Raw genomic sequence first — 23834 nt, 5'->3', positions numbered from 1 at the left:
CAGGGGGGACCCTGTGGGAGAGTAGGACGCCGCCGAACAATCATTCAGAAAAACCCCCATCCGGTATCCGGATGGGGGTTTTTCGCGTTTCCGGGGCCTTCTCCTGCCCGCTTCGGGGCCTCCGGAGCGCAAAAAAATCTCGGCCGGCGATGTCGAGAACCCGTGGCCTGCTCCGTCCCCGGGGTGAGCGCGACCACAATGGGTCGCATCAGCACCGAGGGAGAAGCACGATGGCCAAGTACCTGCTGCTCAAGCACTACCGGGGCGCCCCGGAAGCGATCAACTGCGTGCCGATGGACCAGTGGACGCCGGAGGAGGTCACGGCGCACATCGGGTACATGCAGGAGTTCGCGGCCCGGCTGGAGAAGACCGGCGAGTTCGTCGACGGCCAGGCGCTCGCGCCCGAGGGGACGTGGGTCCGGTACGACGGCGAGGGCCGTCCGCCGGTGACCGACGGTCCGTTCGCGGAGACCAAGGACCTGATCGCCGGCTGGATGGTGATCGACGTCGACAGCTATGAGCGTGCCGTCGAGCTGGCCGGCGAACTGTCGGCCGCTCCCGGGGCGGGCGGGAAGCCGATCCACGAGTGGCTGGAGCTGCGTCCGTTCCTGGCCGCGCCGCCCACCATCACGGAGTGACCTCCCCGATGGACGAGGCACTGCTCCGGAGTCTCACACCGGGAGTGCTCGGGATCCTCGGCCGCCGCGGAGCCGACTTCGCGGCGGCCGAGGACGCCGTACAGGAGGCCCTGGTCGAGGCGGTCCGGGTCTGGCCGGCCGATCCGCCGCGGGATCCGAAGGGCTGGCTGGTCACCGTGGCCTGGCGCAAGTTCCTGGACGCGGCCCGGTCGGACACCGCGCGCCGCCGGCGCGAGGAACTGGTCGACCGGGAGCCGGAGCCGGGCCGAACGTCCGAGCTGGACGACACGCTCAGGCTCTACTTCCTGTGCGCCCACCCGTCGTTGACTCCCTCCTCGGCGGTCGCGCTCACGCTGCGGGCGGTCGGCGGGCTGACCACCCGGCAGATCGCCGAGGCCTACCTGGTGCCCGAGGCGACCATGGCGCAGCGCATCAGCCGGGCCAAGCGCACCGTCTCCGCCGTGCGGTTCGACCGGCCCGGCGATGTCGCCACCGTGTTGCGCGTCCTCTACCTGGTCTTCAACGAGGGCTACTCCGGGGACGTCGACCTCGCCGCCGAGGCCATCCGGCTGACCCGGCAGCTCGCGGTGGTGATCGACCACCCCGAGGTGTCGGGACTGCTCGCCCTGATGCTGCTGCACCACGCTCGGCGGGCGGGCCGGACGGCCGCCGACGGCAGCCTGGTGCCGCTGGCCGAGCAGGACCGGGGGACGTGGGACACGGGGGCGATCGCCGAGGGGGTGGCGATCCTTCAGACGGCCCTGGCCCGGGACCGGTTGGGGGAGTTCCAGGCGCAGGCCGCCGTCGCGGCGCTCCACGCGGACGCGCCCACCGCCGAGGAGACGGACTGGGTGCAGATCGTCGAGTGGTACGACGAGCTCCTGCGGCTGACCGACAGCCCGGTCGTCCGGCTGAACCGCGCGGTGGCCGTCGGGGAGGCCGACGGGCCGCGGGCCGGGCTGGCGGCGCTCGCGGAACTGGACGAGGCGCTGCCCCGCCGGGCCGCGGTGGCGGCCTACCTCCACGAGCGCGACGGTGATCCGGAGACCGCGGCGCGGCTGTACGCCGAGGCCGCCCACCGGGCGCCCAACCTCGCCGAGCGGGACCATCTGATACGTCAGGCCGCCCGGTTGAACACGGAGGTGAGGGATCGTCGGACGCGCTGAACGGGCCCGTCAGAGGCGGCCGGCGGCCTTCAGTGCCAGGTAGGTGTCGGCCAGGGCCGGGGCGATCTGCGCGGGTGGCGCGTCGAGGACGGTGACGCCGTGGCGGGTGAGGCGGTCGGCGGTGGCCCGGCGGTCCGCGCGGGTCTGTTCGGCGGCTGCCGCGCCGTAGACCGCCTCGACGGTGCCGCGACCGCCGGCGAGGACGTCCAACTGCGGGTCGGCGACGGCGGCGAGGACGACCTCGTGGCGCTTGGTGAGCAGCGGCAGCAGCGGGCGCAGGCCGTCCTCGACGGGCGCCGCGTCGAGGCCGGTGAGCAGGACGACCAGGGAGCGCTGCGGTGTCATCCTGAGGGCCGTGGAGACCAGCGAGCGCATGTCGGTCTCGTGCAGCGCGGGTTCCAGACCGGCCATCGCGTCGGTGAAGGCTGGCAGGACCTCGTGGGCCGAGCAGCCGGCCACGGCGGCGCGCTTGCGGAGGTCGTGGGCGAGCAGGTCGACGCGGTCGCCGGCACGGGTGGCGAGGGCGGTCAGCAGCAGGGCCGCGTCGAGCGCGGCGTCCAGCCGGGGGGCGTCGCCGACCCGGCCGGCCGAGGTGCGGCCGGTGTCGAGGACGACGAGGATGTGCCGGTCGCGTTCCGGGCGCCAGGTGCGGACGGCGACGGTGTTCCGGCGGGCGCTGGCGCGCCAGTCGATGGAGCGGACGTCGTCGCCGGGCAGGTACTCGCGCAGGGAGTCGAACTCGGTGCCCTGGCCGCGGGTCAGCACCGAGGTACGGCCGTCGAGTTCGCGCAGCCGGGCCAGCCTCGACGGCAGGTGCTTGCGGCTGGCGAACGGGGGCAGCGCGCGGACCGTCCAGGGGACGAGGTGCGAGCCCTGGCGGGCGGCCAGGCCGAGCGGGCCGAACGAGCGGACCGTGACCCGGTGGGCGTGGTGGTCGCCGCGGCGGGTCGGGGTGAGCAGGGTGACGACCCGGCGCCGTTCGCCGCCGGGGACGGCCAGGGTGTGCCGGGAGGCGGCCTCGGCGGTGCCGGGGCGCCAGGCGGACGGGGCCCAGGCGTCACGGACCAGGGCTCGCAGGAGGCGCCCGGACGGGTTGGTGACGGTCAGTTCGACGGGCACGGCCTCGCCCAGCCGGACGCTGGTGTCGCCGCCTCGCCCGAACCGCAGCTCGCGGACGGGGGCGGCGAGCACCAGGTCGGCCACGACGGCGAGCAGGACCGCGCCGGTGACCAGCCAGATCCCGGTCGCCGACGGCAGCAGCAGGCCCACGACGAGCGCGCCGAGTGCGGCGAGCAGGGCGGTTCGCCCGGTGAGGGCCATGCGGTGCGCTCCTTCGGAGACCCGTCACCCGGCGTCCCTGAACGGTGGTCCCGGACGGGTGGTCCGGGCCGGGGACGGGTGACGGGAAACGGGCGGTGGATCAGGTAGGTCGGGTGGGTCGGGCAGCAGACCGGGCCGGCCGGACCGGGGGGATCAGCGGGGTGCGGGCGTCTGGGCGAGGACGGCCTGGATGACGGAGTCGGCGGTGACGCCCTCCATCTCGGCCTCGGCGCGCAGCGCGACCCGGTGCCGCAGGGTGGGCAGGGCGAGCGCCTTGACGTCGTCCGGGGTGACGTAGTCGCGGCCGGCCAGCCAGGCCCAGGCCCGCGAGGCGGCCAGCAGGGCGGTGGCGCCGCGCGGGGAGACGCCGATGGACAGCGACGGGGACTGCCGGGTGGCCCGGCAGAGGTCGACGATGTAGGCGAGGACGTCGGGGGCGACGGTCAGCTCGGCGATCTGCGCCCGGGCGGCGGCCAGGTCCTCGGGCCCGGCGACCGGGCGGACGCCTGCCGCGGCGAGGTCGCGGGGGTCGAAGCCGGAGGCGTGCCGGGAGAGGACCTGGAACTCCTGGTCGCGGTCGGGCAGCGGCAGGATCAGCTTGAGCAGGAAGCGGTCCAGCTGGGCCTCGGGCAGCGGGTAGGTGCCCTCGTACTCGACCGGGTTCTGCGTCGCGGCGACCATGAACGGCGCGGGCAGCGGGCGCGGCACGCCGTCCACCGTGACCTGGTGCTCCTCCATGGCCTCCAGCAGCGCCGCCTGGGTCTTCGGCGGGGTGCGGTTGATCTCGTCGGCGAGCAGCAGGTTGGTGAAGACCGGGCCGGGCTGGAAGGAGAACTCGGCGGTGCGGGCGTCGTAGACGAGCGAGCCGGTGACGTCGCCGGGCATCAGGTCGGGGGTGAACTGGATGCGCTTGGTCTCCAGGCTGAGCGCGGTGGAGAGGGTGCGGACCAGCAGGGTCTTGGCGACACCGGGGACGCCCTCCAGCAGGACGTGGCCGCCGCACAGGAGTGCGACCACGAGCCCGGTCACGGCGGCGTCCTGGCCGACCACGGCCTTGCCGATCTCGGCGCGCAGGGCGGTCAGCGCCGCCCGCGGGTCGGTGCCGCCGGGGGTAGCGGTCGCCGTGCCGGGAACGGTGCGGAGCTGGGCGGTTGCCTGGTCGGTCACGGGTTCCGTACCTGCCTTTCGAGGGTGTCGAGGTCGTCGGCGAGCCGCAGCAGCGCGCCGTCGTCGGTCGGGGGCGGGCCGAACAGCAGCGCCCGGACGTCCCCGGCGGGCCGGTCGGGGAGGCGGTCGGCCACGGCCGCGCAGAACGCGTCGGGGTCGGGTGCGCCGGCCCGGAGCGGGACGCCCAGGGCCGGGGCGAGGCGGTGGACCGCGGCGCGGCGCAGGGCATCGGCGGCGCGGCCGCGGGCCTTGGCCCGCCGGTAGAGCCGGGCGCGGCCCTCGGTCGTCTCGGAGGCGCGGACCACCACCGGCAGGTCCTCGGCGACCACCGGGCCGAGCCGGCGGCCGCGCCAGAGCGCGGCGAGTGCCGCGGCGACGACCAGCTGGTAGTAGGCCCAGTGCCAGCCGTTCGGGATGTAGTCGCCGAAGGTCCTGGGCTGGGTGCCCTCGGCGAGCGGGGCGGAGTAGTCGGGCAGGTGCCAGGTCACGCGGGGCTGCGAGCCGAGCAGGCCGAGCGCGAGGGAGGCGTTGCCGTCCTTGCCGAGCTCGTCGTTGCGCAGGAAGGCGCCGGTGCCGAGCACGATGACGTCGCCGCCGTCGACCGGGGTGCGGACCAGCGGGTAGCCGTGGCCGCGCTGGTAGCAGCCCTCGCCGCGGCTGCCGCTGGTGTAGAGCGTGCCGCCCAGCTGGGCGCCGCCGGCCCGGACGGCCTCGGCGAGCGGGCAGCCCGGCTCGGTGCCGCGGACGGAGGCGTACGGGAGGCCGCCGTCCTCCTCGGACATCCGGATGCCGGGGGCGAGCGCGGAGAGGGCGCCCGGGCCCGGGGCGACCAGGACCAGTCGCCGGTGCCGGGCGGCCGCGACGGCGCGCAGCTGGGCGGGGTCGAGCAGGTCGGGCTCGGGCAGCACCAGGGTGTCGGGACCGGCCGGGCCGGTGGTCGGGTCGGTGGCGACGCCGGTGGTGAGGCCCTGCTGTTCGAGCAGCGTGACGACGGCGTGGGTGCCGTCGTGGTCGTACGAGCGGGGGTCGAGCGGCGGGTAGCTGTGGTCCTGGTCGAGGGCCGTCACGGCGAGGGCGCCGACCAGGACGGCGGCGAGGAAGGCCAGGTACCAGCGGGCCCGGCGCCACAGCCCGCGCGCGGTGGGGGCGAGGCTGCTGGGGGCGGCGCCGGAGGGCGCCTCGGCGGCCGGCCGGGGCGCGGGGACGGTACCGGTCATGCCGCTCCTCCCGAAGCCGACGTCGGGGCGGAGGACGGGGCGGAGGCGGCGGGTGGAGCGGCGGCCTTGGCGGTGTCCGGTGAGAGGACCGGCCGGGTGCGCTCCAGGGTCCGGTCGAGCTCGTGCAGCAGCCGGTAGGCGGCCTGGTCGGCGGTGCGTTCGCCGTACGCGATGTCGTCGAAGGCGCGGGCGGCCGCGGCCAGTGCGGCGGCGTGCTCGGGCAGGGCCCGGCCGGCCTCGGCGGCGGCCTCGTCGGCGGTCCGGCCGGGGCGGGAGTCGAGCAGGGTGCGCTCCTCCAGCGCGCGGACCAGGGCGCGCATCTGCTCGCGGACGGCCTCGGTCCAGCGGCCGGCGGCGGCGTGCCCGGCGGCGTCCGCCCGGTACTGCGCGGCGCTGCGCGGGCCCTCGACGCCGTACACGTCCCCGATGGTGCGGGCGGCGCGCCGGGGCGCGCCGAGGCGCCACCAGAGCGCGGCGGCGATCAGCACGGCGACGAGCAGGAAGAGCACCAGGCCGGTGGTGCCGTCGGTGCCGTCGCCGGAGATGCTGTCGAGCGCGCCGGTGATGTGGTCGTAGAACCAGTCCATGGCCCGTTGCAGGATCGACGGGTCGTTCTTGTGGTACTCCGCGTTGAGCAGCTCGTCACGGGCGGCGTCCCGCGCCGGGTCGCGCGGGACGGTGACCGGGGCGCCGCTCGCGGCGAGGAGCCTGTCCCCCCAGGTAGGCATCCGGTTCAGCGCCTCGCCGGTGTCTGGGCGGTCGGCTCGCCCCAGCCGGCGCCGCCGTACTCGGGCAGGCCGGCGGCCCGGGCGAGCTCGATGTCCAGGGCCTCGCGGCGGATCCGCTGGTCGACGTAGACCAGCACGCCGACGGCGGCCATGAAGGGGATGGTGAGGGCGCCGGCGATGATTCCGGCGATCGCCATCACGACGACCATGCCGACGCCCTGGTGGGCGGAGTCGGTCAGGCCCTGGCGGTCGAGGCTGTCGAAGCCCAGCAGCAGGCCGATGAAGCGGAACGGGATCGCGATGACCACCGCGACCATCAGCGACAGCAGCTTGGCCAGCAGGGTGATGCCGAAGACCCGCCACCAGGAGCCGCGGACCAGGCGCCGCGAGCGCGACAGGGCCGTGGTGACGCCCTGCTTCTCCAGCATCAGGGCGGGCGCGGCGAGGCTGTAGCGGACCCACAGCCAGGCGGCGACCGGCAGGGCCAGCAGGCCGACGAGGAACAGCAGGGCGGTGGTCACGGGCTCCTTGGAGCCGCCGGCGTCGTAGCCGATCAGCGGCGCGAAGCCGAGCAGCGCCACCCCGGGGCCCATCAGGACGGTGAGCAGGGTGAGCCCGAGCAGCTGGAACAGCCGCGGGCGGGCGTCGCGCCAGGCGTCCCCGGCGCTCGCGGTGCAGCCGAGGATGGCGCGGCTCACCACGATGGTGAGCAGTGCGGCGGCGAGCACGTCGAGGAGCAGTTGCAGGGGCAGGGCGGCGATCAGCCGCAGGGTCTGGGTGGCGGTGCCGGTCTTGCCCTTGACCACGAGGTCCACCAGGACGGCCCCGCCCTGGGCGATCACGGCGATGCCGAGCGAGAGGGCGAGGACGGTCCGCCAGTGCCGGCGGACGGTGCCGACGGCGCCGTCGAGCAGTTCTCCGATGCTGAGCGGGCGCAGCGGGATGACACCGGGCCGGGGGCTCTGCGGCGCGCCCCAGCCGTACGGGCGGTGGCCGTCGGGCTGCCGGCCCCACTGCGGCGGGACGTGGTGGCCCTGCTGCTCGTTCCGGCCGGGGACGGCCTGCGGTGGTACCGACGGCCCGGGCGCGGCGGCGGGCGCGTCGACCGGGGGCCGGGGCTCGTCGCGGGGCGGCTCGGACGAGCCGGGCGAGGCCCAGCCCGGAGTGTCGGTCATCACTGCTCCTCGGAGGGGCGTCATGGGCGCGGTTGCGGACGGATCTTCCGCCCGCGCGCAGCGCCCATCGTGCCATGGGGCCGCAGCAGGCCCGATGGGGATCCGGTTGCTGATCGGCAACGGGGGCGCGCGGTGGGGCGGGCGGCGTGCCGAGGACGGTTCGACGGCGCTCGGACGGGGGGCATTCGCCCGGTATGGCCGGAATGCGACGGTGCGGGAGTTGGCCGTTCTGGAGCATTGGCACTGCTGTGCGGCAGGTCACAATCCGGTAATGAGAGGATGGACCCATGAAGGGACGCGTCCTCGTCGTTGATGACGACTCCGCACTGGCCGAGATGCTCGGTATCGTGCTGCGGGGTGAGGGTTTTGAGCCGTTTTTCGTCGCGGATGGGGACAGGGCACTAGCCGCGTTCCGGGAGACCAAGCCCGATTTGGTCCTGCTTGACCTGATGCTGCCCGGTCGGGACGGCATCGACGTATGCCGCCAGATCCGGGCGGAGTCCGGGATCCCGATCGTCATGCTGACCGCGAAGACCGACACGGTCGACGTCGTGGTGGGCCTGGAGTCGGGTGCCGACGACTACGTCACCAAGCCGTTCAAGCCCAAGGAGCTGGTGGCCCGGGTGCGTGCCCGGCTGCGCCGGGCCGAGGAGCCGACGCCCGAGCAGCTGACCATCGGCGACCTGGTGATCGACGTGGCCGGCCACTCGGTGAAGCGGGACGGCCGGGGCATCCCGCTGACCCCGCTGGAGTTCGACCTGCTGGTCGCGCTGGCCCGCAAGCCCTGGCAGGTCTTCACCCGCGAGGTGCTGCTGGAGCAGGTCTGGGGCTACCGCCACGCGGCGGACACCCGACTGGTCAACGTCCACGTCCAGCGCCTCCGCTCCAAGATCGAGAAGGACCCGGAGCGCCCGGAGATCGTGGTGACCGTCCGCGGCGTCGGCTACAAGGCCGGACCCAGCTGACGTGACGGAACGGGCTGACGAGACCCCGTCGGGTACCGCGACCGACGGGGCCGAAGCCGTGCGCGGGGACGTGCTGAGTTCGACCACCCGCCGCCGGCGCGGCCCGTCCGGCGTGCTCGGACTCCTGAAGCGTCAGCTGCGCCGCCCCACGCACCGGGTGACCGCGCTGTACCGGCGGTCGATCCAGCTGCGCGTGGTCGCGGTGTCACTGCTGGCCTCCATCGCGGTGGTCCTGGTGCTGGGCGTGGTCGTGGTGGCGCAGGTGCGCACCGGCCTGCTCGGCACCAAGACGGACGCGGCCCGGGCACAGGCCAGGATCGGCTTCCAGGTCGAGCAGAAGAAGATCGACGAGGCCAGGGACCAGAAGCTGCGGGGCACCGCCGACCCGACCGTCGACGAGACCGGCACCTGGCTGCTGCGCCAGGTCAACGACCTGGCCGGGAGCGGGCAGACCGTCTACTCGGTGATCGCGATGGCCCCCGGCACCGGCGCCGTCGTCCCGGACACGGCCGGCTTCGCGCCGCGCTACTCGGGCGACATCCAGCCCAGTAGTATCCCGGACACCCTGCGGGCCAGGCTCGTCGCCGAGTCGGGCCAGATGTTCGACCAGCCGACCCGGATCCACCGCTCGCCCGAGAGCGGCGGGCAGTCCGAGCCCGGGCTGGCCCTCGGCATGCAGTTCATCGGCCCGGCCGGGAACAGCTACCAGATGTTCTACGTGTTCTCCTTCGGCCAGGAGACCGACACCCTCAACCTGGTCACCGGCACCCTGGCGACCGCCGGCGTGTTCGTGGTGATCCTGATGGGCGGCATCGCCTGGGTCGTGGTGCGCCAGGTGGTCACCCCGGTCCGGATGGCCGCCGGGATCTCCGAGCGGCTCGCCGACGGGCACCTGGAAGAGCGGATGAAGGTCACCGGAACGGACGACATCGCCCGCCTCGGGGAGTCGTTCAACCGGATGGCCAACGCCCTGCAGGCGCAGATCCGCCAGCTGGAGGAGCTGTCCCGGGTGCAGCGGCGCTTCGTCTCGGACGTCTCGCACGAGCTGCGCACCCCGCTGACCACGGTCCGGATGGCCGCCGACCTCATCTACGACAGCCGCGAGGACCTGGACCCGATGGCGGCCCGCTCGGCGGAGCTGCTGCAGGGCCAACTGGACCGCTTCGAGTCGCTGCTCGCCGACCTGCTGGAGATCAGCCGCTTCGACGCCGGCGCCGCCATCCTGGACGGCGAGCCGGTCGACCTGCGGGAGATCGTCGGCCGGGTCGTCGAAGCCGCCGATCCGCTGGCGCAGGCCAAGGGCAGCGCCATCGTGATCCGCGGCGACGGTGAACCGGTGGTCGCCGAGGTGGACTCCCGCCGGATCGAGCGCATCCTGCGCAACCTGGTGGTCAACGCGCTGGAGCACGGCGAGGGCCGCGACGTGGTGGTCCGGCTGGGCTCGGCGGACGGCGCCGTCGCGGTCGGCGTGCGCGACTACGGCATCGGCCTCAAGCCGGGCGAGGCGTCCCGGGTGTTCCACCGCTTCTGGCGGGCCGACCCGTCCCGGGTGCGGACCACCGGCGGCACCGGCCTCGGCCTGTCCATCGCCGTCGAGGACGCCCATCTGCACGGCGGCTGGCTCCAGGCCTGGGGCGAGCCCGGAGGCGGCTCGCACTTCCGGCTGACCCTGCCGCGCACCCGGGGCGGCGAGATCTCCCGGGCGCCGTTCCGGCTGGAACCGGAGGACTCCCGCAACAACCGGGGCCTGGGCACCTACGGCACGCCGTACCGGCGGGCGATCAGCCCGGGCGGCTCGACGGCGATGACCGCCGCCGAGGACCAGGCGGGGGCGCCGGAGGGCGCCGGCGGAGGATTCGGCAGCGGCCTCGGCGGAGTACTGAACGTCGGCCCGGGCCTCGGTCGGAGCCGGCTGCCCGAGGGACCGCGTTCGGACCCCTCGGACGTGCGGGCGGTGGGAGCCGGTTACGGGGCGACCGGCGCCCAGGTCATGGTGGACCCGACGCCCGGCCGGCCGTCGGTGGCGCAGCGGACGGCGGAGCCGGACGCGACGGGTGGGACGGACCTGGAGGGGTCGCAGCGTGCGAAGGACGAGCAACAGGACTGAGCCGCGGCTCCTCGCGGTGGTCGGCGCGCTCCTCGGCGCGCTGGTGGCGAGCGGTTGCGCGGCCATGCCCGACTCCGGCGGCATCACCAAGGTGGAGCTGTCCCAGGGTGCGGCCGACAAGAACCTTCAGGCCAGGGTCTACCCGGTGGCGCCCGGCAAGGGCGCCAAGCCGCGCGAGCTGCTGACCGGGTTCCTGGACGCGGTGACCGCCGACGAGGGGTACGAGACGGCGCGCAAGTACCTCACCGAGGCCGCCGCGGCGGCCTGGAAGCCGGAGGCCGGGATCCGGGTGCTCTCGTCCACGACCATCCCGAGCGGCCAGGACGTCACCGACGCGGACGCCCTGGTCTCGGTGACGGTGAGCGGGCAGCTGGTCGCCAGCGTCGACGAGAAGCACTCGTACCTGCTGGTGGCCGGGCAGAACAACAACGTCTCGTCCGACTTCACCTTCGTCCGGGAGAAGGACGGCGAGTGGCGGATCGACCGGCTGCCGCCCGGCGTGATCATGAACGAGACGAACTTCCGGAACAGCTTCCGGCAGGTCGAGCGGTTCTTCTACACCGCTCCGGACCCGTCCGCGGTGGCCTCCGGGAACGTCGGCCAAGAGGTGCTGGTCGCCGACCCGATCTACCTGCGGCGCCGAATAGACCCGCTGACCTCGGCCGCCCGCGCCCTGGTCGACGGGCCTTCGACCTGGCTCTCGCCGGTGGTCCGGACGGCCTTCCCGACCGGTGCCACGGTCGACCGGGTCACCATCGACGACGGCCGGATCGCCCACGTGCAGCTCGGCGGGGGCGACCTCAGCGAGCCGATGGCCTGCCGGCGGATGGCCACCCAGCTCTTCTACACCCTCGCCGACCAGGGCAAGGGCCAGGTCGACCGGCTGGAGCTGAAGGGCCAGCGCGGCTCCTGCACCGCCAGCCGGACCGACGCGCCGGCCACCGGACCCGGCGCCCTGGCCGGGCCGACGCCCGCGACGCAGTACTACCAGCGCGCCGACGGCGCCCTGGTCGCGACCGACGAGGGACGTCCCGGCGACGTGGTCCACGGGGTCCTCGGCAAGCCGCAGTCGAACAGCAAGCCGTTCGGCGCCATCGCGGTCAGCCGGGGCGGTGCCCAGGCCGCCGTGATCAGCGACGACGGCCACCAGGTCTACTCGGTGCAGCTGAGCGACAGCGCGGTCGCCCTGGGCGACCCGGTGCTCAGCTCGCCGGCGAAGCCCGGCGACAAGGAGGACGGCTTCGCCTCGCCCAGCTGGGACGGCCGCGGCGACCTCTGGGTGGTGGACCGCGGCCAGCAGGGGCGGGTCGTGATGGTGCGCGGCAACAAGTCGTACACCGCGCCCGTCGAGGGGCTGACCGGGCAGACCGTACAGGCGCTGAAGATCTCCTCGGACGGCGTCCGGGTCGCCCTGGTGGTCAAGACCCCGGGCGTGGCCATCCGCTCGCTGATGTTCGGCCTGGTGGTGCACGGCGGCACCCCGCAGGCGCCGACCGTGAAGATCACCGGGCTGCGCCGGGCCGCCCCCACGCTCACCGACGTCGCCTCGGTGTCCTGGGCGGAGACCGACCAGCTGCTGGTGCTCGGCAAGGAGGCCGACCGGACCCAGCAGCTCTACTTCATCAGCACCGACGGCTCGCAGAGCACGGACACCCAGCTGCAGAGCGCCGAGAGCATGATGACCGTCGCGGCTTCGGAGTCCCGGGGGGACAGCCTGATCCAGGCTCCGCCGGTGCTCGCGATGGCGGAGGTCAAGCAGGGGGACGGCAAGCCGGGCGAGCTCAAGGCCTACCGGCTGGTCAGCAACCAGTGGCGGGAGGCCCCGTTGATCGACAAGCCGCGGTCCTTCTTCTACGCGGGCTGAGGCGCGGTTACGCGGGCTGACGCGGGGTCGGATCCGACGCGCCGCCCGGCTCGGGGGTGCGGTGGGTCCCTCGGCGGCCCGGCGGGCCTGCTGTGCCTGGTGGGCCCGGTCGGCCTGGTCGGCCTGCTGCGCCTGGCTGGCCTGGTGGGCCGTCAGGCCGGCGGGTGCGCCGCGGTGGCCGCGACCGTGGCCCCGGCCCGGGCCGGCAGCCCGGCGTCGGCCAGGGCCCGGGCGGCCTCGGCCAGGCTGGCCCCGGTGGTCACCAGGTCGTCCACCAGGACGCGATGACGGCCCGCCAGGCCCGCCCGGACGCACGGCAGCACGGTGAGCGCGCCGTGCAGGTTGCGGCGGCGCTCGGCGGCGTTCAGCCCGGTCTGGTCGGCGACCGGACGGGCGTGCCGCAGCAGTGGCGCGGCCCGGGCGTCCAGGCCGGCCCGGCGCAGCGAACGGGCGGCGGCCCCGGCCAGCCGCAGCGTCGGGTCGTGGCCGCGGGCGCGCACGGCCGAGCGGGCCGAGGGCATCGGCACCAGCAGCAGCGGCGCGGCCCCGGCCCGTGACCCCAGGGCGGAGCGCACCGCCCGGCCGAGGGCCTCGCCGAGCGGGCCGGCCAGCCGCAGCGCGCCGCGCTCCTTGTGCGCGAGCAGCAACTGCCGGACCGGGTCGGTGTAGGGGGCGGCGGCGTGTGCCCAGGGCAGCAGGGTGGGGCCGGGCCGCGCGGTGGCCAGGACGTGCCGGCAGGCCGGGCAGAGCTGGGTGCGTTCGCTGCCGCAGCCCGCGCAGTTCGCGGGGAGCAGGACGTCCAGCAGCCCGGCCAGTGCGTGGCCGAACGGTCCTTGGGCGGACGGCGGGCGGGTGGGGGAGGGGTGCGGTGGCACGGCTGCTCCTGGTGGCGACAGGCACGGGGAGTGAGCAAAGGATGCGCCGTATGGGGGGCGTTGTCCAGGTATTTACCCTTACTTCACCCACGAGAGGGTAGACAGGGTGCACCAGCTTGACCGCCCACTCGCAGTATCGGGTCATACCCACCTTCTCGCCCGGGGAGGCGAAAACCCCGTGTGAGGTGTTCGATAAGGCTCCAGGGGGTTTCAACCGTCCCTGGTGGGGAGGAAGTGAGGTGAGGGCCAGTCGTTTCCCGCCGCTGGCGGCGGGGGCGGGGGGCCGGCAGTGGACGGGCTGGTCCAGCTGGGTCTCAGCCCGATCCGGTAGCACCCGGATCGGCGTCAGCACGAGGGATCGGAGTTCTGCGTGGACATCGTCGTCAAGGGCCGCAAGACCGAGGTGCCCAAGAGGTTCCGCGAGCACGTGGCCGAGAAGCTGGAGAAGGTCCAGAAGTTCGACGGCAAGGTGATCAGCCTCGACGTCGAGGTGTCCAAGGAGCACAACCCGCGGCAGGCCGACCGGTCCGAGCGGGTGGAGATCACTCTCCGTACCCGTGGGCCGGTGATCCGGGCCGAAGCCGCCGCTGCCGACCCGTACGCGGCGCTCGACCTGGCCTCGGCGAAGCTCGACGCGCAGTTGCGCAAGTCCGCGGACCGGCGCCGGGTGCACAAGGGCGGCGCGAACGGCCGTACTCCGATCAGCGTCGCCGAGGCGACCGCGGCCCTGGCCGCGCTGCCCGAGCCGGCGCCGGCGGGCGAGACGAACGGCGCCGTCCGCAAGACCATGATGGGATCCCTGGAAGTGGAGGGCGAAGGCCCGCTGGTGGTCCGGGAGAAGACGCACCCGGCCGCCCCCATGGCGCTTGACCAGGCGCTCTACGAGATGGAACTGGTCGGCCACGACTTCTACCTGTTCGTGGAGAAGGACAGCGGCCTGCCCAGCGTCGTCTACCGCCGGCACGGCTACAACTACGGTGTCATCCACCTGCAGACCGACCAGTCGGCAGGGGCCGGCAGCGGCGCGGGCGGGGCGATCGGCGGGGCCGACGACGAGGACTGACCGTCCGAGCAGTGATGGAGGGGTGACCCCGGAGGCCGCGCGGCCTCCGGGGTCACCGGCGTTTCGGGGCGCGGTGGTTCGCCCCGCGCGGGGGTGCCGGGGGGAGCGGTCACCCGTAGCGGGGGAATCGGTGCCGGAGGGTGACCTTGGCGGTGGCGGGGCGTGGAATGATTGGCGCACGACGATCGGTGAAGGGGGAGGAGCGGATGGGGGATCACTTCGGGCTGGGGCCCGCGGCTGGGCCCGGGCTGCCGTCGGGGCCGGAGGAGGAGCCCGCGTACGCGCCGCACCGGGGTGAGCCGATCCGTGTGCTGGTGGTGGACGACCACGCGCTGTTCCGGCGCGGTCTGGAGATCGTCCTCGCGGAGGAGCCGGACATCAAGGTCGTCGGCGAGGCGGGGGACGGCGCGGAGGCCGTGCTGAAGGCCGCCGACCTGCTGCCCGACATCATCCTGATGGACGTCCGGATGCCGCGCCGCAGCGGGATCGAGGCCTGTACGGCGATCAAGGACGTGGCGCCCAGCACCAAGATCATCATGCTGACGATAAGCGACGAGGAGGCCGACCTCTACGAGGCGATCAAGGCGGGGGCCACCGGCTACCTGCTCAAGGAGATCTCCACCGACGAGGTCGCCACCGCGATCCGCGCGGTCGCCGACGGGCAGTCGCAGATCAGCCCGTCGATGGCCTCCAAGCTGCTCACCGAGTTCAAGTCGATGATCCAGCGCCGCTCCGACGACCGGGACCTGGTGCCCGCACCCCGGCTCACCGACCGGGAGTTGGAGGTGCTCAAGCTGGTGGCGACCGGGATGAACAACCGGGAGATCGCCAAGGAGCTGTTCATCAGCGAGAACACCGTGAAGAACCACGTGCGCAACATCCTGGAGAAGCTCCAGCTGCACTCCAGGATGGAGGCCGTGGTGTACGCGATGCGGGAGAAGATCCTCGAAATAGGGTGAGCCGGGCCGGTCCTACCGGTCCGTCAGCAGCTTCTCCAGGTCGGGGCGCAGCCGTTCGTCGTGCAGCGCCCCGACCCGCACGGTGTCGCAGCCGACCCAGTCGGCGGCCTCGCGCAGGGCCGTCGCCAGCGACTCGACGGGGCGGGTGCCGCGCCCTCCGCCGGCGGTCAGCGAGACCTGCCGGGCGACCAGGGTGCGACCCTCGCGGGCCGGGTCCACCCGGCCGATCAGACGGCCGCCGGCCAGCAGCGGCATCGCGAAGTAGCCGTGCACCCGCTTGTGCTTGGGGGTGTAGGCCTCCAGCCGGTGTGTCATCCCGAAGATCCGCTCGGTGCGCGCGCGGTCCCAGACCAGTGAGTCGAACGGCGAGAGCAGCGTGGTCCGGTGGCGGCCGCGCGGGGCAGTGGCGAGGGCGGCCGGGTCGGCCCAGGCCCGGGCCTGGGCGCCGTCCGGACCCCAGCCGGCCACCTCGACCGGGACGAGCCCGCAGTCCGCGAGCACCGGGTCCAACTCCTCGGCGCGCAGCCGGTGGTAGTCCAGCAGGTCGGCCCGGGTGGCCACGCCGAGCGCCGCGCCGGCTTGGGCGACCAGGGTGCGCACGCACTCCTCGTCCGACCGGTCCTGCCCGAACAGGGCGGCCGGGACGGCCTGTTCGGCCAGTGCGTAGACCCGCTTCCAACTGCGGCGCTCGGTGCAGACCACGTCGCCGAAGGCCAGCGCCCGCTCGACCGCGATCTTGGTATCGGACCAGTCCCACCAGTCGGCGGTCTTCTTGGCGCCGCCCAGCTCGGTGGAGGTCAACGGGCCCTCGGCGCGCAGCTTGTCGAGCACCAGCCGGTACGTCTCGGGCGAGACCCGCTGGCCCCAGAGGCCGCCGCGGTCGCGGTAGCGGCGGCGCCGGAAGGCGAACAGCGGCCACTCCTCGACCGGCAGGACACAGGCCGCGTGCGACCAGTACTCGAAGGTCGTGCCCCCGGCCCAGTACGCCGCCTCCACGGCCGGGCGGCCGACCGCGCCGAGACGGGCGTACGGCACCAGCTCGTGCGAGCGGGCCAGCACCGAGATGGTGTCCAGCTGGACGGCGCCCAGGTGCCGCAGCACCCCGGGGACCCCGGCCCGGCGGTCCGGTGCGCCGAGCAGCCCCTGGGCGCGCAGGGCGATCCGGCGGGCGTCGTCGGCGCTCAGGACGGTGACGGGGGCGCTGTGGGCGGCTGCGGCGGTCATGCCGGGGAGCGTAGCCCGGGGCACCGACAGCGGCCCCGGGCCGGGCTTCCCGTCCCGGGGCCGGCCCGGTCGGCGCTGATCAAGGCCGGTGCCGACCAAGTCCGGCGCCGATCAAGGTCGGCGCTGATCAAGGCCGGCGCCGGCCCCGTGCGGCCCCGGCCCCGGTCGCGTCGCGGTCAGTCCAGGTCGGTGGCCAGCAGCGAGGAGACCCAGGCGTCGTGGAAGACGCCGCGCTGCTCGGCGTACGAGCGCAGCGTGCCCTCGAAGCGGTAACCGACCCGCTCGGCGACCGCGCGGGAGCCCTCGTTGCCGACGTAGGCCTGCCACTCCAGGCGGCGCAGGCCCAGCTCGCGCAGTCCGTAGTGGGAGACCGCGCGGGCGGCCTCGACGGTGTAGCCGCGGCCGCGGAACTCCTTCACGGCCCACCAGCCGACCTCGGCGCAGCGCGGGTCGTGGTCGCGCAGGACGAGCCCCTGCGAGCCGACCAGGGCGCCGGACTCGCGCTCGAACACGCACCAGATCCGGTTCGCGCCGGTGCGCCAGCCCTCGATGGCGAGATCGCGCACGAAGTACTCGGCGTCCGCGCGCCGGTACGGGGAGGGAACCACCGTCCAGCGTTGGATCTCGGGGTCCTGGCAGGCCGCGAAGACGGCGTCGATGTCCGATTCCTGCGGGGCGCGCAGGACCAGGCGCGGGGTGTCCAGGGTGACCGGTTCGGTGCGGGGCTGTTCCATGACCGGATTATTCCGTCGCGGAAGGAGGGCGGGCATCCGATTATGGGGCCGAATTCCCGGCCCGAAGAGCGATTTGTCCCGGTGGACGGTGCTATCGGGCCATGTGCCCGCGCGGGTGACACGGGAATACCGTGCTGACGCACCTCCCGGGGGATTGGACTCCTCGCATACGATGGCCCGTGCGGTGGGGTAAACCCGCCGTGCAGTCGTCCAGTGCCAATACAGGCAAGGAGCCCGCTCAAGTGTCCGTCTTCGACAAGATCCTGCGCGCAGGCGAGGGCAAGATCCTTCGCAAGCTGCAGCGGATTGCTGCCCAGGTCAACTCCATCGAAGAGGACTTCGTCAACCTCACCGACGCCGAGCTGCGCGCACTGACGGACGAGTACAAGCAGCGGCTCGCGGACGGCGAGAGCCTGGACGACATCCTCCCCGAGGCCTTCGCCACCGTTCGCGAGGCCGCCAAGCGCGTGCTCGGCCAGCGGCACTACGACGTCCAGATCATGGGCGGCGCGGCGCTGCACCACGGGTACGTCGCCGAGATGCGCACCGGTGAGGGCAAGACGCTGGTCGGCACCCTGCCCGCGTACCTGAACGCGCTGACCGGCAAGGGCGTCCACCTGATCACCGTCAACGACTACCTCGCCGAGCGCGACTCGGAGTGGATGGGCCGGGTGCACCGCTTCCTCGGCCTCGAAGTCGGCGTGATCCTGGGCAACATGACGCCCGCCGAGCGCAAGCGCCAGTACGGGATGGACATCACGTACGGCACGAACAACGAGTTCGGCTTCGACTACCTGCGCGACAACATGGCCTGGTCGAAGGACGAACTCGTCCAGCGCGGCCACTACTTCGCGGTCGTCGACGAGGTCGACTCGATCCTCATCGACGAGGCCCGCACCCCGCTGATCATCTCCGGCCCGGCCGACCAGGCGACGAAGTGGTACGCCGACTTCGCCAAGCTGGTGCTGCGGCTGAAGATCGACCGCGACTACGAGGTCGACGAGAAGAAGCGCACCGTCGGCATCCTGGAGGAGGGCGTCACCCGGGTCGAGGACTACCTCGGCATCGACAACCTCTACGAGTCGGTGAACACCCCGCTGGTCGGCTTCCTGAACAACGCCATCAAGGCGAAGGAGCTGTACAAGGCGGACAAGGACTACGTCGTCATGAACGGCGAAGTCATGATCGTCGACGAGCACACCGGCCGTATCCTGGCCGGCCGCCGCTACAACGAGGGCATGCACCAGGCGATCGAGGCCAAGGAGGGTGTGGAGGTCCAGAACGAGAACCAGACCCTGGCCACCATCACCCTGCAGAACTTCTTCCGCCTGTACGACAAGCTCGCGGGCATGACCGGTACCGGCACCACCGAGGCCGCCGAGTTCCACCAGATCTACAAGCTCGGCGTGGTGCCGATCCCGACCAACAAGAACCCGCTGCGCATCGACCAGCCCGACCTGATCTACAAGTCGGAGCCGGCCAAGTTCGCCGCCGTGGTCGAGGACATCGCCGAGAAGCACGAGAAGGGCCAGCCGGTGCTGGTCGGCACCGTGTCGGTCGAGAAGTCCGAGTACCTGTCGCAGGAGCTGCGCAAGCGCGGCATCCCGCACGAGGTGCTGAACGCCAAGCACCACGAGCGCGAGGCTCAGATCGTCGCGCAGGCCGGCCGCAAGGGCGCCGTCACCGTCGCCACCAACATGGCCGGCCGCGGTACCGACATCATGCTCGGCGGCAACTCCGACCACCTCGCGGCGGCCGAGCTGGCGCAGCGCGGGCTCACCCCGACCGAGACCCCGGACGAGTACGAGGCCGCCTTCCCGGCCGCGCTGGAGAAGGCCAAGGCCTCGGTCAAGGCCGAGCAGGACGAGGTCAAGGAGGCCGGCGGCCTCTACGTCCTCGGCACCGAGCGGCACGAGTCCCGCCGGATCGACAACCAGCTGCGCGGCCGCTCCGGCCGTCAGGGCGACCCGGGCGAGTCCCGCTTCTACCTGTCGCTGGGCGACGACCTGATGCGCCTGTTCAAGGCCGGCATGGTCGAGCGCGTGCTCTCGATGGCCAACGTGCCCGAGGACGTGCCGATCGAGTCCAAGATGGTCACCCGCGCGATCGCCTCCGCGCAGACCCAGGTCGAGCAGCAGAACTTCGAGATCCGCAAGAACGTCCTCAAGTACGACGAGGTGCTCAACCGCCAGCGCGAGGTCATCTACGGCGAGCGCCGCCGCGTGCTGGAGGGCGAGGACCTCCAGGAGCAGGTCGGCCACTTCATGGACGACACCGTCGAGGCCTACGTCAAGGCGGCCACCGGCGAGGGCTTCGAGGACGACTGGGACCTGGAGAAGCTCTGGTCCGCGCTCAAGCAGCTCTACCCGATGGGCTTGGACCTGGACGAGCTGGAGGAGGAGGCCGGGGGGCAGGCCGCGCTGACCCCCGAGTTCCTGATCAAGGCCATCCAGGAGGACATCCAGGGGCAGTACGGCGCCCGCGAGGACCAGCTCGGCGAGGAGATCATGCGCGAGCTGGAGCGCCGGGTCGTGCTGTCGGTGATGGACCGCCGCTGGCGCGAGCACCTCTACGAGATGGACTACCTCCAGGAGGGCATCGGCCTGCGGGCCATGGCGCAGCGCGACCCGCTGGTCGAGTACCAGCGCGAGGGCTTCGACATGTTCACCGCGATGATGGAGGGCATCAAGGAGGAGTCCGTCGGCTACCTGTTCAACCTGGAGGTCCAGGTCGAGCAGCAGGTCGAGGAGGTCCCGGTCGAGGACGCCCAGGTGGTGCTCGACAAGCTGGAGAAGGACGCCGCCCGCCCGGAGATCAAGGCCAAGGGCCTGGAGGCCCCGAAGCCGCAGCGGCTGCACTACACGGCCCCCTCGGACGAGGTCGGCGGCGGTGTCATCGAGGGCGACTTCGACGACCTGGCGCCGGAGGACGAGGGCGACGGGCTGACCCGCGCCGAGCGCCGCAAGGCCGCGAAGTCGGCCAAGGGCCGTCGCCGCAAGGGCTGAGCAGGCCGTGGCACGCCGCACAGGGCGCCGCTCCCGGACGGGGGCGGCGCCCTGTGCCGTCCCCCGGTGGCGCGGGCTCACCGGGCCTCCACGGCCGTGCACTGCCACTGCCCGGCCGGGCCGCGCTGCTCCAGCCGGAAGGCCACCATGTGGTGCCGCCGGCCCAGGTCGACCCGGACGCAGGCCTCGACCGCGTCGGGCGAGGGCGAGCGGTCGTGCACCGGGCCCAGCCGGGGCCGGTCGGCGGCTCCGCCGCGGCGCAGCGCGCCCGCCCGGACCAGCGAGGCGAGCTGCCCGTAGCCGTCCATGCTGGTGTGCCGCATCAGCTGGCCGGAGGGCCGGGCGCCGGTGAGCACCTCGACCAGCCGGTGGGCGAACCGGGCGGCCAGTGCCCGGGGGTCGTGGCCGGGGGTCGGCTCGGGGCCGGGGCCGGGGCCGGGACCGGGGAAGCCGGGGGCAGGGTGGCCGGGGACGGCGGCGCAGGCGGCGCGCGGGTGCCGGGGCCGGCGCGCGACCGGGTCGCAGGCGCCGTCGGCGGTGCGCGGACGGCGGTACGGGCGCAGGTGCGGGCGGGCGTGGGGGTGGCCGGTCACGGGGGGCTCCTCGACGGGGTGGTGCGGGTACGGACGGGTCCAGGCTGGAGGCCTCCCGGGCGGCCCGGCAACGCCTTTCCGGGGCGGCCGGAGCCCGGCTCCGAGTTCACCTATCCGGGTGAGGCGGCCAATGCGGCGACGGCCCGGCGCAGTGCCTGTGAGGCGCCCGGTTGACGTGCGGACGCGGCCCGTACGGCCCGAAAGGGGACGCTCCGGCTGGGCGGACCGGGTGGCCGGGCCCGGCCACCGCGTTGCGTCGCACGGGCCGGGCGCGCACCATCGGAGCCTGACCGGGAACCGCGGGGTAGCGGGCAGCCGCCCCCACGACGACGGGCGGCCGGTATGACGACACGGGTGGCAGCGGGGCAGGCCCCGGCGGCCGCGGGCACCGCCCCGCCCGCCGGGGGCACACCCCTGCGCGGCCTGGTGCTGGGCGGCGGCGGGATGCTCGGCGCGGCCTGGACGGTGGGCGCGCTGTGCGCCGTCGAGGAGGCCACCGGCCGCCCGCCGGGCGAGGCCGACGTCCTGCTCGGCACCTCGGCGGGCGCGATCCTCGCCGCGATGCTGGCCGGCGGGGTCAGCGCCGGGCAGCTGTGCGACCACCAGCGCGGCCTGCCGGTCGCCGACGGCCCGCTGGCCGGGCTGGCCTTCGACTACGACACCGCCGTCGGCGGCGCGCTGCCACCCCGCCCCCGGGCCGGCATCGGCTCGCCGGGCCTGCTGCGCGACGCCGTCCGGCACCCGCGCCAGTACCCGCTGCTGACCATGGTCTCGGCGATGGCACCGCACGGCCGCGGCTCGCTGGCGCCGGTCGGCGAGCTGGTGCGCGGCCTCCTCGGCCCGGGCGGCTGGCCGGGCCCGGACGAGGGACCGGACGAGGGACCGGAGGTGCCCCCGGCCGAACCCCCGGCCCAACCCCCGGCCGAATCCCCGGCCGGCTCCACGGCCGACTCCATGGCGGGCTCGCCGCTGCGGGTGGCCGCCGTGGACTACCGCAGCGGCCACCGGGTGGTGTTCGGTGACCCGGACGCCCCGGCGGTCGCGGTCGCCGACGCCGTGATGGCCTCCTGCGCGATCCCCGGCTGGTTCGCGCCGGTGCGCCTGGACGGCTCGGCGTACGTGGACGGCGGCTGCTGGTCCGCCACCAACGCCGACCTGATGCTCGGCCGCGGCCTGGACGAGGTGTACGTGCTGGCCCCGATGGCGCTGCGGCTGGACCCCGGGCCCGGGCGGTCCGGGCGGTCCGGTCCGCTCGGCCACGGGCGCGACACCCTGGCCGCGTTGCGCGAGTGGCGGGCCCGGGACCGCCCGCGCGGGGTGCTGGCGCAGCTGGTCAGCCGCTACCGCCGGGCCGTCACCCGGCAGCTGCTGCGCGAGGCCGCACTGCTGCGGGCCGAGGGCGTCCGGGTGCGGCTGCTCGCGCCGAGCCTGGCGGACCTCGCGGTGATGGGCCCGAACATGATGGACCCGGCCCGCCGGGGCGCCGTCCTGGAGAGCGCCCTGCGCACCAGCCGGGAGGCGCTGGGTGCCGTGCGGTGATCGGTCGGCCCCCGGCCGGAGGTGATCACGGGAGTCCGGCGGCGCTTATTCTTGGGGCGCTGGAGAATCCGTTCCGCTGGACGAAGCCCGCTGGACCGAACCGGAGAGTGCCACCGATGCGCGTGTACCTGCCCACCACCCTGACCGGCCTGGCAGCGGCGCACGAGGGCGGCGCCCTGGAGCAGTCCGCGGCGTACGCCGTCACGCCCGCGCTGCGCGAGTGGTACGTCAGCGACGACCTGGAGGAGCTGGAGTACGCGGCGCTGAACCGGGCCGCGCAGTCCTCCCTGCGGCTGCTGGCCGCCGACCCGGACGCCCCGCGCCGCCGGGTCGTGGTGGCGCTGGACGTGGCCGACGGCGCCGTGCGGCCCTTCCCCGGCGACGAGTACCAGGACCAGGCCTCGCTCGGCCGGGTGGTGCTGGCCGGCCCGGTGCGGCTGGCCAAGGCGGCCGCGGTGCACGCGGACGTGGCCGACGCCGAGGTGGTCACGGACGTCGCGGCGGCGGTGGCGGCGGTGGCCGCGGCCGACGCGGGCGACCAGGACGCCCAGTTCACCGTGGACGGCGCCGAGGACCACGACCTGCTCTGGTTCGCCACCCAGGAGATCCCCTCGCTGCTCGCCTGAGCGGACGCGCCGGTCCCTCGCGGGTGAGCGCGGGTGAGTGCGGCTGAGTGCGGCTGAGTGCGGCTGAGTGCGGCTGAGCGCGGGTGACCTCCGCCCTACCGGCGTGTCGGCCCCCGGCGTTACCGTTGTCCCCCGTGCGCACTCACATCGTTTGGGACTGGAACGGCACGCTCTTCCATGACATGGAGGCGGTGCTCGGGGCCAGCAACGCCGCTTTCGAGACCATCGGCGTCGGGCCGATGAGCCTCCAGGAGTACCGGGAGCAGTACGAGATCCCGATTCCGCGGTTCTACCAGCGGCTGCTCGGCCGGGAGCCCTCCGCGGAGGAGTGGCTGAAGCTGGACGACGCCTTCCACGACCGCTACCGCGAGCTGAGCCCGGCCTGCGGGCTGACGGCCGGTGCGCGCGACCTGGTGGCCGGCTGGCAGGCGGCCGGGCACAGCCAGTCGCTGCTGTCGCTGTACGTGCACGAGCAGCTGGTGCCGCTGGTCGACACCTTCGGCCTGACCGGCCACTTCCTGCGGGTGGACGGCCGCAGCGGCCCGGCCGGCGGGCAGAAGGCGGAGCACCTGGTCCGGCACCTGGCCGCGCTCGGCGAGCGGGTGGACCCGGCCCGTACGGTGCTGATCGGCGACGCTGCCGACGACGCCCTGGCGGCGCTGAGCGTCGGGGCGCACGCGGTGCTGTACACCGGCGGTTCGCACACCCGGGAGAAGCTGGAGCCGATCGGCGTCCCGGTGGTGGACTCGCTGGCCGAGGCGGTCGAGTTGGCCGGCCGGCTGGCCGGGTAGCCGTTCGGCGGCGCGGAACCGTTCGGCGGCGCGGAACCGAAGCGCGGAACGCGGGCGGCGGACGTGGCGGGCGCCACG

General features: G+C 74.1%; 20 protein-coding genes. 11 read left to right on the top strand and 9 right to left on the bottom strand.

Annotation, left to right across the window (positions count from 1 at the left end):
- The first annotated feature begins 230 nt into the window (after nucleotides 1–230).
- Together ACFQ6N_RS37305 and ACFQ6N_RS37300 are read left to right on the top strand one after the other, a co-directional pair.
- On the top strand, nucleotides 231–638 hold the full coding sequence (locus tag ACFQ6N_RS37305) for a YciI family protein (RefSeq protein ID WP_380658558.1): 408 nt from the start codon (nucleotides 231–233) through the stop codon (nucleotides 636–638).
- Between the two features lie 8 nt (nucleotides 639–646).
- Nucleotides 647–1804, top strand: coding sequence for an RNA polymerase sigma factor (locus ACFQ6N_RS37300; RefSeq protein WP_380658559.1), 1158 nt, complete (start codon nucleotides 647–649; stop codon nucleotides 1802–1804).
- A gap of 9 nt (nucleotides 1805–1813) precedes the next feature.
- On the opposite strand, the gene ACFQ6N_RS37295 is transcribed toward ACFQ6N_RS37300, so the two are convergent.
- The 5 genes from ACFQ6N_RS37295 to ACFQ6N_RS37275 form a co-directional block, all read right to left on the bottom strand.
- Nucleotides 1814–3124 carry a DUF58 domain-containing protein gene (locus ACFQ6N_RS37295; RefSeq protein WP_380658557.1) on the bottom strand — a complete coding sequence of 437 codons (1311 nt, stop codon included), beginning with the start codon at nucleotides 3122–3124 and terminating at the stop codon, nucleotides 1814–1816.
- Between the two features lie 153 nt (nucleotides 3125–3277).
- On the bottom strand, nucleotides 3278–4291 hold the full coding sequence (locus ACFQ6N_RS37290) for an AAA family ATPase (RefSeq protein WP_380658556.1): 1014 nt from the start codon (nucleotides 4289–4291) through the stop codon (nucleotides 3278–3280).
- The gene (locus ACFQ6N_RS37285) at nucleotides 4288–5508 is read right to left on the bottom strand and encodes a DUF4350 domain-containing protein (RefSeq protein ID WP_380658555.1); all 1221 of its coding nucleotides are present in this window, start codon (nucleotides 5506–5508) and stop codon (nucleotides 4288–4290) included. Before ACFQ6N_RS37285 ends, ACFQ6N_RS37290 begins: the two co-directional genes overlap by 4 nt.
- A complete protein-coding gene (locus ACFQ6N_RS37280; protein ID WP_380658554.1) occupies nucleotides 5505–6236 on the bottom strand; it encodes a DUF4129 domain-containing protein in 732 nt (243 codons plus the stop codon). Before ACFQ6N_RS37280 ends, ACFQ6N_RS37285 begins: the two co-directional genes overlap by 4 nt.
- Nucleotides 6237–6241: 5 nt before the next feature.
- Complete coding sequence (locus ACFQ6N_RS37275) at nucleotides 6242–7411, bottom strand: hypothetical protein (RefSeq protein WP_380658553.1); 1170 nt, start codon at nucleotides 7409–7411, stop codon at nucleotides 6242–6244.
- A 287-nt stretch (nucleotides 7412–7698) separates the two neighbouring features.
- Between ACFQ6N_RS37275 and mtrA the strand changes: the two genes are divergently transcribed.
- The 3 genes from mtrA to ACFQ6N_RS37260 are packed head-to-tail and all read left to right on the top strand — an operon-like array spanning nucleotide 7699 to nucleotide 12347.
- A complete protein-coding gene (gene mtrA / locus ACFQ6N_RS37270) occupies nucleotides 7699–8376 on the top strand; it encodes an MtrAB system response regulator MtrA (protein WP_030247322.1) in 678 nt (225 codons plus the stop codon).
- Nucleotide 8377: 1 nt separating this feature from the next.
- A complete protein-coding gene (gene mtrB, locus ACFQ6N_RS37265; protein ID WP_380658552.1) occupies nucleotides 8378–10483 on the top strand; it encodes an MtrAB system histidine kinase MtrB in 2106 nt (701 codons plus the stop codon).
- On the top strand, nucleotides 10458–12347 hold the full coding sequence (locus tag ACFQ6N_RS37260) for an LpqB family beta-propeller domain-containing protein (RefSeq protein WP_380658551.1): 1890 nt from the start codon (nucleotides 10458–10460) through the stop codon (nucleotides 12345–12347). Before mtrB ends, ACFQ6N_RS37260 begins: the two co-directional genes overlap by 26 nt.
- A 152-nt stretch (nucleotides 12348–12499) precedes the next feature.
- Here ACFQ6N_RS37260 and ACFQ6N_RS37255 read toward each other — a convergent pair whose 3' ends face one another.
- Complete coding sequence (locus ACFQ6N_RS37255) at nucleotides 12500–13222, bottom strand: ComF family protein (protein ID WP_380658550.1); 723 nt, start codon at nucleotides 13220–13222, stop codon at nucleotides 12500–12502.
- 370 nt (nucleotides 13223–13592) lie between these two features.
- Here ACFQ6N_RS37255 and hpf point away from each other — a divergent pair, with 370 nt between their 5' ends.
- Both hpf and ACFQ6N_RS37245 read left to right on the top strand, forming a co-directional pair.
- Nucleotides 13593–14285, top strand: coding sequence for a ribosome hibernation-promoting factor, HPF/YfiA family (gene hpf, locus ACFQ6N_RS37250; protein WP_380658549.1), 693 nt, complete (start codon nucleotides 13593–13595; stop codon nucleotides 14283–14285).
- Nucleotides 14286–14491: 206 nt separating this feature from the next.
- Nucleotides 14492–15244: a response regulator gene (locus ACFQ6N_RS37245; RefSeq protein ID WP_380658548.1), complete on the top strand. Its 753-nt coding sequence runs from the start codon at nucleotides 14492–14494 to the stop codon at nucleotides 15242–15244.
- Between the two features lie 12 nt (nucleotides 15245–15256).
- On the opposite strand, the gene ACFQ6N_RS37240 is transcribed toward ACFQ6N_RS37245, so the two are convergent.
- Nucleotides 15257–16468: a winged helix-turn-helix domain-containing protein gene (locus ACFQ6N_RS37240; protein WP_380658547.1), complete on the bottom strand. Its 1212-nt coding sequence runs from the start codon at nucleotides 16466–16468 to the stop codon at nucleotides 15257–15259.
- A 176-nt stretch (nucleotides 16469–16644) separates the two neighbouring features.
- Nucleotides 16645–17202 (bottom strand): GNAT family N-acetyltransferase, encoded by a 558-nt coding sequence (locus tag ACFQ6N_RS37235; RefSeq protein WP_380658546.1) that lies wholly within the window; start codon nucleotides 17200–17202, stop codon nucleotides 16645–16647.
- A 242-nt stretch (nucleotides 17203–17444) separates the two neighbouring features.
- Here ACFQ6N_RS37235 and secA point away from each other — a divergent pair, with 242 nt between their 5' ends.
- On the top strand, nucleotides 17445–20207 hold the full coding sequence (secA, locus tag ACFQ6N_RS37230; RefSeq protein WP_380658545.1) for a preprotein translocase subunit SecA: 2763 nt from the start codon (nucleotides 17445–17447) through the stop codon (nucleotides 20205–20207).
- Nucleotides 20208–20284: 77 nt separating this feature from the next.
- Here secA and ACFQ6N_RS37225 read toward each other — a convergent pair whose 3' ends face one another.
- Nucleotides 20285–20800, bottom strand: coding sequence for an Rv3235 family protein (locus ACFQ6N_RS37225; RefSeq protein ID WP_380658544.1), 516 nt, complete (start codon nucleotides 20798–20800; stop codon nucleotides 20285–20287).
- A 354-nt stretch (nucleotides 20801–21154) separates the two neighbouring features.
- On the opposite strand from ACFQ6N_RS37225, the gene ACFQ6N_RS37220 reads away from it, so the two are divergent.
- The 3 genes from ACFQ6N_RS37220 (at nucleotide 21155) to ACFQ6N_RS37210 (ending at nucleotide 23756) form a co-directional block, all read left to right on the top strand.
- Nucleotides 21155–22339 (top strand): patatin-like phospholipase family protein, encoded by a 1185-nt coding sequence (locus tag ACFQ6N_RS37220; RefSeq protein ID WP_380658543.1) that lies wholly within the window; start codon nucleotides 21155–21157, stop codon nucleotides 22337–22339.
- A 116-nt stretch (nucleotides 22340–22455) separates the two neighbouring features.
- Entirely contained in the window at nucleotides 22456–22965 is a 510-nt protein-coding gene (locus ACFQ6N_RS37215) for a DUF6912 family protein (RefSeq protein ID WP_380658542.1), read from the top strand.
- 134 nt (nucleotides 22966–23099) lie between these two features.
- Nucleotides 23100–23756, top strand: a complete 657-nt coding sequence (locus ACFQ6N_RS37210; RefSeq protein ID WP_380658541.1) for an HAD family hydrolase — start codon at nucleotides 23100–23102, stop codon at nucleotides 23754–23756.
- Nucleotides 23757–23834: the final 78 nt, after the last annotated feature.

It is taken from the genome of Kitasatospora sp. NPDC056446 (assembly GCF_042796115.1).
GTDB lineage: Bacteria > Actinomycetota > Actinomycetes > Streptomycetales > Streptomycetaceae > Kitasatospora.
Note: the sequence above shows the minus strand (reverse complement) of the source record. Positions and strands in the feature narration are given on the sequence as shown.

What these genes read in the sequence shown, in the direction of transcription:
- ACFQ6N_RS37305 (WP_380658558.1), top strand. Translation starts at nt 231, where the DNA reads ATGGCCAAGTACCTGCTGCTCAAGCACTACCGGGGCGCCCCGGAAGCG.
- ACFQ6N_RS37300 (WP_380658559.1), top strand. Translation starts at nt 647, where the DNA reads ATGGACGAGGCACTGCTCCGGAGTCTCACACCGGGAGTGCTCGGGATC.
- ACFQ6N_RS37295 (WP_380658557.1), bottom strand. Translation starts at nt 3,124, where the DNA reads ATGGCCCTCACCGGGCGAACCGCCCTGCTCGCCGCACTCGGCGCGCTC.
- ACFQ6N_RS37285 (WP_380658555.1), bottom strand. Translation starts at nt 5,508, where the DNA reads ATGACCGGTACCGTCCCCGCGCCCCGGCCGGCCGCCGAGGCGCCCTCC.
- ACFQ6N_RS37280 (WP_380658554.1), bottom strand. Translation starts at nt 6,236, where the DNA reads ATGCCTACCTGGGGGGACAGGCTCCTCGCCGCGAGCGGCGCCCCGGTC.
- ACFQ6N_RS37275 (WP_380658553.1), bottom strand. Translation starts at nt 7,411, where the DNA reads ATGACCGACACTCCGGGCTGGGCCTCGCCCGGCTCGTCCGAGCCGCCC.
- mtrA (WP_030247322.1), top strand. Translation starts at nt 7,699, where the DNA reads ATGAAGGGACGCGTCCTCGTCGTTGATGACGACTCCGCACTGGCCGAG.
- ACFQ6N_RS37245 (WP_380658548.1), top strand. Translation starts at nt 14,492, where the DNA reads ATGGGGGATCACTTCGGGCTGGGGCCCGCGGCTGGGCCCGGGCTGCCG.
- ACFQ6N_RS37240 (WP_380658547.1), bottom strand. Translation starts at nt 16,468, where the DNA reads ATGACCGCCGCAGCCGCCCACAGCGCCCCCGTCACCGTCCTGAGCGCC.
- ACFQ6N_RS37235 (WP_380658546.1), bottom strand. Translation starts at nt 17,202, where the DNA reads ATGGAACAGCCCCGCACCGAACCGGTCACCCTGGACACCCCGCGCCTG.
- ACFQ6N_RS37215 (WP_380658542.1), top strand. Translation starts at nt 22,456, where the DNA reads ATGCGCGTGTACCTGCCCACCACCCTGACCGGCCTGGCAGCGGCGCAC.